Annotated in this window: 13 protein-coding genes; 9 read left to right on the top strand and 4 right to left on the bottom strand. The window is 40.1% G+C overall.

What is annotated here, in order from left to right:
- Window positions 1-27: 27 nt before the first annotated feature.
- The 3 genes from urtA to ACSHXM_RS04060 all read right to left on the bottom strand — a co-directional run bounded on the left by urtA (window position 28) and on the right by ACSHXM_RS04060 (window position 3821).
- The gene (urtA, locus tag ACSHXM_RS04050; protein WP_435687514.1) at window positions 28-1311 is read right to left on the bottom strand and encodes an urea ABC transporter substrate-binding protein; all 1284 of its coding nucleotides are present in this window, start codon (window positions 1309-1311) and stop codon (window positions 28-30) included.
- A 94-nt stretch (window positions 1312-1405) separates the two neighbouring features.
- Complete coding sequence (locus ACSHXM_RS04055; RefSeq protein WP_435687449.1) at window positions 1406-2338, bottom strand: porin; 933 nt, start codon at window positions 2336-2338, stop codon at window positions 1406-1408.
- A gap of 778 nt (window positions 2339-3116) precedes the next feature.
- Window positions 3117-3821: a DUF6090 family protein gene (locus tag ACSHXM_RS04060; RefSeq protein WP_435687450.1), complete on the bottom strand. Its 705-nt coding sequence runs from the start codon at window positions 3819-3821 to the stop codon at window positions 3117-3119.
- Between the two features lie 213 nt (window positions 3822-4034).
- On the opposite strand from ACSHXM_RS04060, the gene ACSHXM_RS04065 reads away from it, so the two are divergent.
- The 9 genes from ACSHXM_RS04065 to ACSHXM_RS04105 all read left to right on the top strand — a co-directional run bounded on the left by ACSHXM_RS04065 (window position 4035) and on the right by ACSHXM_RS04105 (window position 13682).
- On the top strand, window positions 4035-4439 hold the full coding sequence (locus tag ACSHXM_RS04065; RefSeq protein WP_435687451.1) for an MAPEG family protein: 405 nt from the start codon (window positions 4035-4037) through the stop codon (window positions 4437-4439).
- A 193-nt stretch (window positions 4440-4632) separates the two neighbouring features.
- Window positions 4633-8031 (top strand): ATP-binding protein, encoded by a 3399-nt coding sequence (locus ACSHXM_RS04070; protein WP_435687452.1) that lies wholly within the window; start codon window positions 4633-4635, stop codon window positions 8029-8031.
- On the top strand, window positions 8021-8908 hold the full coding sequence (locus ACSHXM_RS04075) for a response regulator (protein WP_435687453.1): 888 nt from the start codon (window positions 8021-8023) through the stop codon (window positions 8906-8908). The genes ACSHXM_RS04070 and ACSHXM_RS04075 overlap by 11 nt, the downstream gene beginning before the upstream one ends.
- A 281-nt stretch (window positions 8909-9189) precedes the next feature.
- Complete coding sequence (locus ACSHXM_RS04080) at window positions 9190-9333, top strand: periplasmic nitrate reductase, NapE protein (RefSeq protein ID WP_435687454.1); 144 nt, start codon at window positions 9190-9192, stop codon at window positions 9331-9333.
- Between the two features lie 7 nt (window positions 9334-9340).
- On the top strand, window positions 9341-9868 hold the full coding sequence (gene napF, locus ACSHXM_RS04085) for a ferredoxin-type protein NapF (protein ID WP_435687455.1): 528 nt from the start codon (window positions 9341-9343) through the stop codon (window positions 9866-9868).
- On the top strand, window positions 9861-10112 hold the full coding sequence (locus ACSHXM_RS04090; RefSeq protein ID WP_435687456.1) for a chaperone NapD: 252 nt from the start codon (window positions 9861-9863) through the stop codon (window positions 10110-10112). The genes napF and ACSHXM_RS04090 overlap by 8 nt, the downstream gene beginning before the upstream one ends.
- Window positions 10113-10123: 11 nt before the next feature.
- The gene (gene napA / locus ACSHXM_RS04095) at window positions 10124-12619 is read left to right on the top strand and encodes a nitrate reductase catalytic subunit NapA (protein ID WP_435687457.1); all 2496 of its coding nucleotides are present in this window, start codon (window positions 10124-10126) and stop codon (window positions 12617-12619) included.
- Between the two features lie 4 nt (window positions 12620-12623).
- Entirely contained in the window at window positions 12624-13082 is a 459-nt protein-coding gene (locus ACSHXM_RS04100) for a nitrate reductase cytochrome c-type subunit (protein ID WP_435687458.1), read from the top strand.
- Between the two features lie 9 nt (window positions 13083-13091).
- On the top strand, window positions 13092-13682 hold the full coding sequence (locus ACSHXM_RS04105) for a cytochrome c3 family protein (protein ID WP_435687459.1): 591 nt from the start codon (window positions 13092-13094) through the stop codon (window positions 13680-13682).
- Between the two features lie 339 nt (window positions 13683-14021).
- Here ACSHXM_RS04105 and ACSHXM_RS04110 read toward each other — a convergent pair whose 3' ends face one another.
- A complete protein-coding gene (locus tag ACSHXM_RS04110) occupies window positions 14022-14903 on the bottom strand; it encodes a PEP-CTERM sorting domain-containing protein (RefSeq protein WP_435687460.1) in 882 nt (293 codons plus the stop codon).
- Window positions 14904-14983 lie beyond the last annotated feature (80 nt).

Here is a 14983-nt window from a genome sequence, read left to right on the forward strand (position 1 = left end):
ACTTAATACTAGATTTCACTAGCTATTTTAGAAGTTTTGACCAGAACATTTAGCTGTTTTTACGTCAAAGTTTCCGCAGCTAACTGGCGCTGTCCAATCAGATATTAGGTTTTTAGAGCTAGGTAAAAAGTCAGACCAAGCATCACCAATTACTGTATCAGGCGTTTCCCAAACTACTTCTAATTGACCGTCTTCTTGGATTTCACCAATTAGTACAGGCTTAGACAAGTGGTGGTTAGCGTTCATGACTGCAGTACCGCCAGTCAAGTTAGGAACAGCCACACCAATCATTGCTTGTTCAACAGCGTCTACGTCAGTGGTTCCTACTTTTTCAACTGCTTTAGCCCACATTTGGAAACCGATATATGTCGCTTCCATCGGGTCATTGGTTACACGTTTGTCATCTTTGATGAATTTTTTCCAAGCAGCGATGAACTCTTCGTTTGCTTCTGATTCAACGCTTTGGAAGTAGTTCCAAGCAGCTAAGTGACCAACAAGAGGTTTAGTATCAAAACCAGATAACTCTTCTTCACCTACAGAGAAAGCAACAACAGGGATATCTTCAGCAGAAATACCTTGGTTACCTAATTCTTTGTAGAAAGGAATGTTTGCGTCGCCGTTTACAGTAGAAACAACAGCAGTTTTCTTACCAGCAGAACCAAACTTTTTGATTTCAGATACAATACCCTGCCAATCAGAGTGGCCGAAAGGAGTGTAGTTGATCATGATGTCTTCGTCTTTAACACCTTTAGCTTTTAAATAAGCTTCAAGGATCTTGTTAGTTGTACGAGGATAAACATAATCAGTACCGGCTAATACCCAACGAGTCGCACCGATGTCATTCATTAAATAATCAACAGCTGGAATCGCTTGTTGGTTTGGCGCAGCACCTGTATAAAATACGTTTTTAGAAGACTCTTCACCTTCGTACTGTACTGGGTAGAACAACAAACCGTTTAATTCTTCAAGTACAGGCAATGCAGATTTACGTGATACTGAAGTCCAGCAACCAAAGATAACGTCTACTTTTTCTTTAGCTAATAATTCACGAGTTTTTTCAGCAAACAAAGGCCAGTTTGACGCAGGGTCAACCACAACAGGCTCAAGCTTCTTACCTAGAAGTCCGCCTTTTTTGTTTTGCTCTTCGATCATCATAAGTACAGTGTCTTTCAGTGTCGTTTCACTGATAGCCATTGTGCCTGATAAAGAGTGTAAAACACCTACCTTTATAGTGTCTGCTGCGATAGCTACTTGGGCTACCAAGCTACTAGCGATGATAGAGCTAGCAGCGATAAACTTTTTCAATTTCATCATTATTTCCTATTTATTTTGGTATTAAATGTATTCAAATAAAGAGGGGAAATTCCCCTCCAAATTTGTAAATGCGTTATTTAGAAATGCCGTATTAGAAAGTAACTAGTGCTTCAACAGCGATCATGTCTGAATCGCCGAATATTTCATCAGAATTTATACGGTACTCAGTCACAATTAGTAAGTTGTCGTTTACTGCATAACTTGGAGAAATAGTGATAGCGCTAGCATCTTCAAGTTGAGTACCGACTGAATCTTCAACTTCAAATGCGTGGTAACGAACAGTTAGAGCTAAACCACTTTCAAATCCATAGTTAGCCATTAACAAATAACCGTCTGCTTCACTTCCAGCACCAGCAGTATCTTCAGAAGTGTTGTATTCAGCTGCTAAGGTTAAGCTATCAACAGAATAAGCCGCCCAAGTGTTAACCATAGTTGTGTCGCCATCTACAGAGTAAAAACCTTTTACTGTGAAGTTTTCGGTTGGCATGAAAGCAACCATAGTTTCGATACCAGGGTGCTCTGAATCAGTAGATTGAGGACCAGCTAAATCGTTGACTACAGAAACCGCAACGGCAAATTTGTCGCCGCTATAAAGAGCAGATACACCTTGTTGGTAGTAGCCGTAGAAATATTTAGCATAACCAGTACCAGAGTATTGGAACAAACCAGTAGGTTCTTCAGTTTCCCAACCTGAGTAGCTTAAGAAACGACCTGCTTTGATGCTTAGGTTGTCTGAAACAGCGTAGCTAATAAAAGCTTGTTCAACATTTGCGCCATCAGTAGAGTTTTTATATTCAACGTCTACAGTTGCAGTTAATTTGTTACCGAAGTCATAACCTAAGTTTAATTCAACTTGGTCAACACCAGACTCGTGTACAGAACCTGCATCATCAGTATCAACCGAGTAGTAAGACATATCGATAAAACCGCTTACTGATAATTTGTCATCAGCTTGAGCAGTAGAAGTGGTAAGAGCAAGCGCTAAAGTAGCTGCTATAGGAGTAATTTTTGCGAAAGTTTTCATTTATTTCTACCCAGTGTTAATTGTTAGTAATGTGGTTTTTATATTTATTTTTTTAAAGCCTAATTGCAGCTGGGATGAGTATCTATTGATTGGGCAAGGAGTAATATTCGCAAAAGCACGCAACGGACTACGCAGAATTACGTAGTTTGGGGTTTTGATTGCAAATTTAACAAAAGCTAGAAGGATGCACTTCGTGCACTAGGTATGGCTACGCCACTTATGCGCTGCGCGCGCTGAAATCTATGTGGCTGCGCCGCTGGGTATACGCTACGCGTACTAAGATTATTCACTTCGTTCACCATGCGTACAAACATGTGCTACGCACACTGAGATATCGCTTCGCGACTGAGATTATGCACTTCGTTTACCGCAATCCATTGCGGTTTTGATACGGCATCCCTGCCGCACCAGTTACTTTTAAAAAGACTCAAAAGTAACCAAAAGGTCATTTTCTCCAACCAATTTCTAATCCATATTGAAAATAGTCTTCAATGCCAGAGCGGCGAAAGGTAACATCCCTGTAAAGCGATTCGCCTTGTCCAAACGTCCATGTTTGGACATCTGACAAGACTATTTTGAATACGGGAAATTGGAGTCGCGAAGAAATCAAAAGTATGGCGTTGCCACAAAGATAAAATCTGAAACGTCCAACAACGTCATTCCTGCATGCTTTTAGGAATAAAAGGGGGTAGTGTCAAATAAGATATATTATTTATTAAACTTCTGAAATGACGCACGAAGGGATCGTTTAATCGCTACCCCATCGTCTTCGTTGTAATTAATATACTTTATTTAACGTGGTTAAGACTTTTTCCACTTCTATTAGTTCTAGCCTGTATGCTTCGGCTTGTAGAATTTGCTTGCGATGGATCGCGACCAGCTCTTGTTCAGCATCAGAAACTAGTGTCCAGTTGTAATCAATGACCTGTTGCCGCAGTGCTTTGAAAAGTTCTTGATGAATACTCCAAGTTATCGCTTCAGTTAATTTAGAATTAGGATCAATTTGTGGTTCTGCCGGACCTTCGATGACTCCCCACCAATCCCTCGATATTACATAACCATTAAGCGCAATTCTTAGATTCTTATCGCGTAGACTGTTAACACGTCCTGATTGCAGCGCATCAGAGAAGGATGTTGGCATCGCTACTGGCGCGTTGTATCGGGTTGCTAACATTAAAAGCGTTTTAACTGCTTGATGATCCTGGGGTTCCTTTTTGCTTCGAATTAGCATAATTAAATCAGCGCTGTTACTGATTAATTGCTCTGCGCGCTCAAGTCTTTGTTTGAGAACCTCCTCCAAGGAACTAAACTCAGTGATAAAACTTCCAATTAACACGTGCTCTGCCTCATTAGACTGTCGTGTGTCATTCCAATTGGTAATCTGGAATGCGATAAGAATACCCATCACCACAATAATAAAGTCAAGGACAACCGCAAACCAGTTTTGATCCTTCACGTGTTTAGCTATTTTGCGCAAGAGCATGATGTCACTTTCAACTTAGGATAGTTATGTGATGATATTGCCTCACCTGGCTTCTATTGCCAAGGCGGGATCAAAATTATAATAAAAGGGGTCAGTGTAAAATAAGATATATTTATTCTATATTTTCTTCGTTTGTTGGTGTTCTTCATGAAAAGTAGCGCACTCTTCTGTTAAAAACATTAGAGTACAAACTGTTTTTAAAAGGAAAAATTTATGGACTTTATTTTACCGTACAAATTAACTGTTCTTGTATTAGGGCTGTCTGGGCTGTTATTTTGGTTACAACTAATTATTGCTGACGTGGTGTCGATTAAACTGAAGCACCCACCTGGATTTTCGGTAGAACAAAGCCACAATAGTTTTTTGTTTCGTTCGTCTAGAGTATTCGCAAACAGCAATGAAAGTGTGGGGATATTAGTTTTATTTGCTCTATTTGGAATTTTATCTGCGGCTAACCCTACTTGGTTAAATAATAGTGCGTTAATGTATTTGGTAGGCCGCATTGGTCACATGTTTTTCTATTACTTCGATCTAAAGTTTCTTCGTAGCACTGCTTTTGGCATTAGTTTTATAGCATTACTTGGAATGTTTATTTCTGGCGCTTACGCTTGGTTTTAATACTAGCCTTATAAAAAAGCTTGCCCAATCTGTTGCCTAAGTAAATATACGCATACCTACTGTTTAAAAAATTCTGTAATATCCTAGCTGCGCGACTTCGAATAGCCGCGCGGCTTGAATTAGCTGCGCGATTTGAAAAAGCAGCGCAAGTTAAAATACTTACAAAGTAAATAAGAGCAGTCGACCACACACCATGCATTCAAACGAAAAAATATTACCTACCCGTCGTACCTACAATAAACTTGTAGCCAATGAAATGATGGAAGACTTCGCACTGCGCTTTACTGCCAAGCGTGCAAGGGTTTGGTCATTAAATCGTATCGCCAACACCGCCCTAGGTATTGTTTCATTTCTGGTACTAGAAGCTATTGGTGGTGCCATTACCTTAAATTTTGGTTTTGTGAACTCTGCTTGGGCAATTCTAGCCGTTATCGGTGTGATATTTTTTACTGGTTTACCTATCAGTTATTACGCTGCCAAGTATGGTGTCGACATAGATTTGCTCAGTCGAGGTAGCGGGTTTGGTTATATAGGTTCGACCATCGCTTCTCTTATTTATGCTTCTTTTACTTTTATCTTTTTCGCCCTTGAGGCGGCGATTATGTCGATGGCATTGCAAATTCTATTTGGTATCCCTTTAGGACTCGCTTATGTGATCAGTGCATTAGCCGTATTACCATTGGTGACTCACGGCATTGCATACATCAGTCGCTTTCAGGTATGGACACAACCTATCTGGTTAGCCCTGCAACTCTTGCCATTATTTTTTGTATTTAGTCATCCTGATAGCCAATTAAATGAGTGGATAAATTTTACGGGCACTAGCGGAGAACAAGGCGCCAGTTTTAATTTAATTTTATTTGGTGGTGCATCTGCCGTACTGTTGTCATTGGTTGCCCAAATTGGCGAGCAAGTAGATTTTTTACGATTTTTACCTGAAAAACCCAAATCAAGTCAATGGAAATGGTGGGCAGCACTCATAGCAGCAGGCCCTGGTTGGATATTATTTGGCGCACTTAAATTATTTTTAGGCTCATTTTTAGCCTACTTTGCCTTACAACAAGGTGTGGCATTAGATCTAGCTGATGACCCCGCTCATATGTATAACTTAGCTTTTAGCTATGTATTTGAAAACCCAACCATTGCCATAATTGTGGCCTGTAGCTTCGTTGTCATTTCTCAATTAAAAATCAATGTGGCTAACGCCTATGCAGGCTCGTTAGCTTGGTCTAATTTTTTCTCACGGGTAACCCGTAACCATCCTGGTCGAGTGGTGTGGATGGTCTTTAACGTTGTGATTGCGTTGTTATTGATGGAGTTAGGTATCTATCAAACCATAGAAAGCATGTTAACGGTTTACTCTGTTTTAGTGTTAGCTTGGTTAAGCTCTGTTGTGGCTGACCTCATCATAAATAAACCCTTGGGGATCAGTCCTAAACACATAGAATTTAAGCGTTCGCACCTACACGACATAAATCCTGTGGGTGTGGGCTCAATGATTATTGCTAGTTTTGTCGGTTTTACTGCACATTTTGGCTGGTACGGCGAAACAATCAAAGCACTCGCCTCTTTTATCGCATGTGGCCTGCCTTTTATTACCGTGCCTCTTATTGGTTACCTTACCAAAGGAAAATTCTATTTAGTCGACAAAGAGACCGTTGTGATCACGGGTATTACTAAATGCCATATCTGTGAGAATGAGTTTGAGGCAGAGGATATGACCCACTGCCCTGCTTATCAAAAATCTATCTGTTCTTTGTGTTGTTCTTTAGATGTGAGATGTGGTGATCTATGTCGCCCAGGAGCTACGTTAGCCAATCAATCCCAACACTTTTTTAATCGTTTTTTGACCACTGGCTTATTACGCTCTTTAACCACTCCAGTAGCACAGTTTGTGGCAGTTACTGCGGGCATGAGTTTGACCGGCGCTGGCATACTCTTCTTAATCTATTTACAAGTACCATTGGAAAGTGCAGAAATTAAACAAGTATTCTCCGTCACACTTATCAAAATATTCTTCTTATTAGTGATCATTATAGGTGTCGTGAGTTGGTTATTTATATTAGCCCGCAACAGCAATCGTTCTGCACTAAAAGAGTTACGATCTCTCACTCGAACCTTGGCGACAGAAGTCGGTGCCCACGAAAAAACCTCCTTAGCGCTACAAGATGCAAAAGTCATTGCCGAATCAGCCAATGAAGCCAAAAGCCGTTATCTAGCAGGACTGAGCCACGAATTACGCACCCCCCTAAACGTTATGTTGGGGTATGCTCAACTATTGAGCCAAGACCAAGCAATTCCTAGCCCGCAAAGACATAACTTAAGTATTGTAAAACGTAACGGTGAACATCTAACTGACTTGATAGAAGGTTTATTAGAAATCTCTAAAATCGAGGCGGGTCGCCTTACATTGCAAAAAGATGAGTTCAATTTAAAAGCGATTCTGCAACAACTGGTTGAAATGTTTCAAATGATCGCCGCACAAAAAAGCATAGAATTTCATTATCAACCCTGTGCCAACTTACCCGATATTGTGGCCACAGATAAACAAAGGTTTAGGCAAATATTGATCAACCTGATTTCAAACGGGATCAAATATACCAACAAAGGCTCGGTAACCTTAAAAATTAGCTACCGTAATCAAGTGGCTAATTTTAGTGTGATTGATACGGGCGTCGGAATTTCAGAAGCCAACCAAGAGTTGATATTTAAACCCTTTGAACAAATTCGAAATAACCATACTCAAGCGATTGGTGGCACTGGTTTAGGCTTAACCATAGCGCGGTCATTAGCTGAATTAATGGGCGGCGAAATAACCTTGTCTAGCGTATTAGGTAAAGGCACAACATTTAACCTGCGTTTGATGTTAGTCGAACTCGCTAACAACAAAAATGCGCCAGAACATACTAAGCAAAATGTAAAAAGTTATGCTGGCGATGAACAAGTCATATTAGTGGTTGACGATGATCTAAATCAAAGACAACTCATGACAGACCTTTTAAAGCCAATAGGCTTTAAGGTTTTACAGGCACAAGATGCGTCAACAGGATTAGGCATTTTGGCTAATAACCATGTGGATCTAATGTTGTTAGATGTGCGCATGCCAGAAACCGACGGCTGGCAGATGGTAGAACAATTACGTAAACAGTCATACAAGTTACCTGTATTAATGATTTCAGCCAATGCGCGAGACGCTGACGCAAGCCTTTCGGCTAAGGGGTACCATAATGGCTATCTAGCCAAACCGGTTAACTTGGATGCATTATTAGGAAAAATTGGTGAACTATTACCAATTCATTGGCAATATTTAGAAGAAGAACCGGCTCAAGTTGAAGGGGCAACGTCCCCCACTAATAAAAATAGTAAAGTAACGACTATTAGCAGTAAACCTCTAGCAGGTTCAGAGCAATACCAGGCATTAACTGCATTAGCAGAAATCGGCTATTTGTCTGGCTTTAACCAAGAATTATCTAAAATTACTGAAAACTATACGATTCCAGCAGATATACTCTCTCAGTTATCCGAGTATGTTGAACTGTGTAATTTTCCGCAGATTATAAAATTTTTAGAAGAGATATGTCATGAGCAGTAACCTAGGCGATGTAGTTTTAGTAGTGGATGATTCTCCAGAGTCGTTGGGCATGTTAAATGCCGCATTAAACAGCCAAGGATATACAGCTTTAGTCGCCCTTGATGGCCTGCAAGCCTTAGCCATTATCGAAAAAGTCCAACCTGCAGTGATTTTATTAGATGCCATGATGCCTCAAATGGATGGTTTTGAAGCTTGCCATAAATTGAAAGAACAACTGCCCAATACGCCAATCATTTTTATGACTGGCCTAAGTGATTCTGAAGACGTAGTCAGAGGATTTGAAGCGGGCGCCATTGACTATGTGACAAAACCGATATCGCCTAACGAGGTCATTGCGCGAATTAAGACTCATATCGAAACGGCTAAATTAGCTCTCAGTGCTCAAGAAGCATTAGATCATTCTGGTGCCAACGTATTCTGTGTCAGTACTAAAGGCAGACTTTCTTGGGCAACCCCAAAAGTACATAAAATTGTCGATAAGATTGCCAGTGACAACCCGATCCCTTGGGCGAACATCGCCACAGAATTAGAAAAATGGTTACAAGCTGATACCTCAAAAAATTTGACTATAAACTGCTTTTCTCAACCTATTGAAGTTTTTTATGAAAGCCAACAGGAAGACAAGCACCTATTACATATAGTTGAAAACAAGCAGAAAAAAACAGCAAAATGTTTACAAGAAAACCTACCTGTTACCAAACGTGAATCCGAGGTTTTATACTGGGTATCTTTTGGTAAAACCAGCTGGGAAATTTCACAGATCCTCGAAATGAGCCCGCGCACAGTGAATAAACATTTAGAACAAATATTTAAAAAATTAGGCGTCGATAATCGCACGTCTGCAGCAGCTATTTCTTTAAGGTTATTAGAGCTTTAAAAAAACAACTTCTTACTTTGAGTTTGGGTTAGTTAAAAATTAACCCTAGCTCAGGTTAATTAGCTGCTTAGCTTTTTCTAATTCGTTACTTTTCTCAACAGTGCTCACAAATTGTCAGTTTTGTGCTAACTCCATTTTATTTGACTACATCCCTGCACTTTTATTGCCCTATTTCCTGCATCTATTTGCAAACTAAAATAACCTTACTAAAAGTATTGGTATTTATCCTTTATTGCTGTTATTAATAACCACATTATATAAATGGTTATTTGGAATTAGTGATGGAAACATCGAAAAAAGAAGAATTTAAAGCGTTTTTATTAATCGCTGTATTTCTTTTTCCTATTTTGTCTGTGGTTATTGTGGGTGGATTAGGATTCACAATTTGGATCAGCCAAATGTTATTTGGATTACCTGGACAATAGATTTCCCATGGCAGTAGATTTTAAGCGCCGTGCTTTTTTTATGACGGGGCAAACTAAAAAAGTAAATTCAGATATTCATTTACCTTATTTAAAAAGTGCAGATCACTTTTTAAATAACTGTACACAATGTGAAAAATGTATCGAACATTGTCCTGAATCCGTCATAAATAAAGGAGATGGCGGATATCCCACCGTAGACTTTAGGTTAGGTGAATGTACCTATTGCCAAAAATGCGCCGAACATTGCCCAGAGTCCCTGTTTGATACAGCACAAAAACAAGCTTGGGAATTAAAATTAACCATAAACAATCAGTGTTTTCCTGAACGTAATATCGTTTGCCAAACTTGCCGTGATGAGTGTGAGCCTCAAGCCATAAAATTCAATTTCAGGCAATCCACAATACCTAAACCCGAATTTGATGAAGCTTTATGCACACAATGTGGTGCTTGTGTTTCAGCATGCCCAGCCAATGCCATTTCATTAAACAAAGTCCAAATTTCTGACAAACATATAAGTGATCAAGCAGATGAGTGAATATCACATTTCAAGCTTTATTGTACGTTGCCATAAAGAACACGTTACAAAGAATGTAGAGAAAATTAATCAAATTGAAGGCGCTGAAGTCCATGAGTTTGAACCTACAGGAAAATTGATAGTGACCGCGGAGGGATTCTCCCACCGAGCTGTTTCAAATATTACAGAATTAATAAGAGATATGCCTCAGGTAGTCGATGTGGCCGCGGTATATCACGAATATACCCCAGATGCAGAAATGTAAGGACCAAGAAAATGACACTTGATAGACGCGCTTTTATGAAAGCCAGTGCAGTTTCTGCTGCAGCCACTGCAGCGGGCATGAATATTCCAGTTCAGGCAAGTAACCTAGTCACAGATAGTAAATTAACTAGCTTAAAGTGGGACAAAGCACCCTGCCGATTCTGCGGAACGGGATGCAGCATAAATGTCGCCACACTAGACAACAAAGTTGTTGCTACTCACGGGGATATTAAAAGCCCGGTAAACAAAGGGCTTAACTGTGTAAAAGGTTATTTCTTATCTAAAATCATGTATGGCAAAGACAGATTACAAACTCCTTTGTTACGTATGAGTAATGGCAAGTTTGATAAACACGGCGAGTTTACGCCAGTGAGCTGGAACACCGCTTTTGATGTGATGGCAGAAAAATATAAAAAAGCCATGAAAGAAAAAGGCCCTACGTCTGTCGGCATGTTTGGTTCGGGCCAGTGGACTGTAATGGAAGGCTATGCCGCAGTAAAATTGATGAAAGCCGGATTTAGGTCAAACAATATTGATCCTAATGCTCGCCATTGTATGGCCTCAGCCGTTGGTGGATTTATGCGTACCTTTGGCATAGACGAACCTATGGGTTGCTACGATGATTTTGAAGCGGCTGATGCATTTGTTTTATGGGGTTCGAATATGGCAGAAATGCACCCCATCTTATGGACGCGATTAACAGACCGCCGACTAAGCGCTCCACATGTAAAAGTAGCGGTATTGTCTACCTACACCCATAGATCATTTGATTTGGCCGATGTACCTATGGTGTTTGAACCACAAACTGATTTGGTCATTTTGAACTTTATTGCCAATTACATTATTCAAAATGACAAAGTTAATTGGGACTTTGTAAATAAACACACCAATTTTGTTAAAGGCAACACCGATATTGGTTATGGCCTGCGAGATGATCACCCTAAACAAAAACAAGCAAAAAATGCCGATAAGGCCGGTGGTTCAACCCCGATTAAATTTGAAGAATATGCCAAGTTTGTTAGCGATTACACACTAGAATATGCATCCAAAATAAGTGGTGTAGAAGAAAGTCGCCTGCTGAAGTTAGCCCAAATGTATGCAGACCCTAAGGTAAAAGTCATGTCCTTGTGGACTATGGGAATGAACCAACACACCCGCGGAGTGTGGGCAAACAACTTGGTTTATAACATCCATTTATTAACCGGCAAAATATCAGAACCAGGCAATAGTCCTTTCTCTTTGACAGGCCAACCTTCTGCTTGTGGTACTGCTCGTGAAGTGGGCACTTTTAGTCATCGCCTTCCTGCCGATATGGTTGTGGCCAATCCTAAACACAGAAAGTACGCTGAAAAAATTTGGAAGTTACCAGAAGGAACAGTGCCGCCAAAACCTGGATTTCACGCAGTACAACATCACCGAAAACTGAAAGACGGTGACATGAATGTGTATTGGGTACAGTGCAACAATAATATGCAAGCAGCGGCAAACATCAACGAAGAGGGTTTACCTGCATACCGTAACCCAGATAATTTTATAGTGGTCAGTGACGCTTACCCCACTGTCACCGCACAAGCAGCCGATCTGGTTTTGCCTACTGCTATGTGGGTTGAAAAAGAAGGTGCCTATGGAAATGCCGAGCGTAGAACTCAAAGCTGGCATCAATTGGTGAGTGCCCCAGGTGAATCAAAATCTGATCTTTGGCAATTAATGGAGTTTTCTAAACGTTTCAAAATGGAAGAGGTTTGGCCTCAAGAGCTACTAGATAAATCACCTGAATATAAAAATAAAACCATGTACCAAGTATTATTTGAAAACGGTCAAGTGAATGAATTTGGTATTGATGAAATCAGCCAAGAGCATTTGAATGATGATGCCAAACACTTTGGCTTTTACGTTCAAAAGGGCTTATTTGAAGAATACGCAACCTTTGGTCGCGACCATGGCCATGACCTTGCACCATACGACAGATATCATCAAGAACGGGGCTTACGCTGGCCTGTAGTCGATGGCAAAGAAACTCAGTGGCGATTTAAAGAAGGCTCAGACCCTTATGTTAAAGAAGGTTCTGGCTGGGAGTTTTACGGCAAACCTGATGGCCGCGCAGTAATTTTTGCCTTGCCTTATGAACCACCTGCGGAATCTCCTGATGAAGAATACGATATGTGGTTATCTACTGGCCGAGTATTAGAACATTGGCATTCAGGCTCCATGACCCAACGTGTTCCTGAGTTGTATCAAGCCGTACCTGACGCGCTAATTTATATGAATCCTGATGACGCACGTAAACGCGGTTTTAGACGGGGAGACGAAGTGAAAGTCATTTCTCGACGCGGTGAAATGAAATCCCGAGTCGAAACCCGAGGGCGTAATAAACCACCTAAAGGTTTAGTCTTTGTACCTTGGTTTGACGCCAGCCGTTTGATTAATAAAGTCACTCTAGATGCTACGGATCCCATATCTAAACAAACAGATTTTAAAAAATGCGCTGTTAAATTAGAGAAGGCATAACAAGATGAAAAAACTACAGGCTCTATTTATTTTTGTATGTTTATTAACAACCAACATCGCCCTTGCCAATGACATTGGCACCTTAAGAAATGGCCAAGATATTTCTACTCAAGAAAAATCTCAGCCTATTCCTAAACCTATTACCGACGACATTAAGGTAGGTCGTAACTACCCGATGCAACCTCCGATTATTCCTCATAATATTAGGGACTATCAGGTGGATCTGAATGTAAATAAATGTCTCTCTTGCCACAGCCGAAACCGGGTGAGTGAAAGCCAAGCCACAATGGTGAGCGTGACCCACTATATGGACAGAGACGGAAACTTTTTGGCCGACGTGTCACCAAGGCGGTATTTCTGCACACAGTGCCACGTGACGCAGAAAGATACTAAACCTTTGATTGAGAATGATTTTATTGACATGAAAAAGCTCATCGCCATCAAAGCCCAAAGTGCCAAATAAGGAAAAGCCATGAAACAATTTTTAGTTAAGTATTGGCATATATTTAGAAAGCCCAGCGTGCATTTTAGCTTAGGCTTTTTAACCTTAGGCGGGTTTATAGCCGGCATCATTTTTTGGGGAGGATTTAACACAGCACTGGAGGTATCAAATACAGAAGAGTTCTGTATCAGCTGCCATGAAATGGAAAACAACGTGTATGAAGAGCTTAAATCCACTATTCATTACACCAATCGTTCAGGCGTGAGGGCCACTTGTCCAGATTGTCACGTACCACACGAATGGACCAATAAGATCGCCCGTAAGATGCAGGCCAGTAAAGAAGTATGGGGAAAGATATTTGGTACTATAGACACACGTGATAAGTTTTTAGAACACAGGTTACGATTGGCGCAACATGAATGGGCACGATTAAAAGCCAATGACTCTTTGGAGTGTAGAAACTGCCATAACTTTGAATACATGGACTTTACGGCCCAAGGTAAACGAGCTGTTCAGCAACATTCAACTTCTTTGGCCGGCGGCGATAAAACCTGCATCGATTGCCATAAAGGTATTGCCCACCAATTACCCAATATGAAAGGAATCGAAGGCTGGAATTAACGACAAAGTACGAGTGAAAAATAAAGTTATTAGCAAGGTAATAAAGCTGATAACTTTTAACAATAGTGAAGATAAACTTTGTGCAATAAAGTCAAAGCGCTACCGTTGACTTCAAGCAAAACATTACGATTAAACCTAAATTATCTACACTTAGATTGTATAGATTTAATGCATATTGCACATCTATGTTACCAATATTAGAACACTACAACTTTAATCTAGCTTTTAGATATAAAAAACATCCACTTAATAGGTGGATGCTTTACGGTATTAGTCATGTAGATTGAGTCAGGTTCACTGCAATCAACAACTGAATTTAACAGTGGAGCTGCTTTTAGCTTATTTCTTAAACCTACGTGACGCCAAACCCAACATACCCAATATCAATAAAGCAAATGTTGAAGGCGCAGGAACATCGCGAGTTAATGGTGGATCATGAGCCCAAATGCTAAAATGTGACAGAGCATCGTCGTTTACAAAGAGATCTGTATCCCACTCTCCTTCAATTTTATATAGAGTATCACCAAAGCTAATATCTAAACCATCATCAACCAAATCATGGAAATTGAAATCAAAAATAGCCCATGATTCATCTGTATTATTCGGTCCTTTCAATACAAAAGCTAAGTGATCAAAAATAACTGGACGACCCAATGCGTTTGTACCAAAATCAATGGCTAAAGGATCCATTTCTAATGACCAAGTTCCATCATCAGAAAACTTTATCTTAAGTACTGATCCTAGGTCATTCCCTCCAATAGAGTCGAAGTCGAAATCCCATTCTCCATTTGTTTTTGTTTCCGAACCACCCAGACGAATCCAACCTGGGTCAGTGGCTTCACCATTACCATCCAGATCAACCATAGAGTCCTTATCGTTTGTTAAAAAATAATCGCCAGGTACATAATAGCTATTATCCTTATCTTGACCCTGACCTTCCACAATCTGACCATTTAACAAACCATCATAAAGTCCCCCCATATTCGGGTTAGGATTATTTCCCCAGTCATTATCAGGTGTAGTAACAAACCCCAAACAGGAAGTAGAGCTAATAGGGGAAGCTACAACATTCACTCCACCTGGTGCGATGTCTGTGATACTCGTTATTTGGACACTATCCATTGAACAATTGTCATTACTTAGAACCGGAATTTGGCTTGCATGACTGAAACTACAAACTATCAAAGCCAATATTGTGCTAGTAAATTTAATTTTATTCATTTTATTCCCTTCCTTAAATAAACAACTACGATTATCAAAAGCATAATTTATGCCATAAAATAAATCCCTATGGTTATTAA

Origin of the sequence: Paraglaciecola sp., from assembly GCF_051252315.1 — a bacterium.
Taxonomy (GTDB): domain Bacteria; phylum Pseudomonadota; class Gammaproteobacteria; order Enterobacterales; family Alteromonadaceae; genus Paraglaciecola.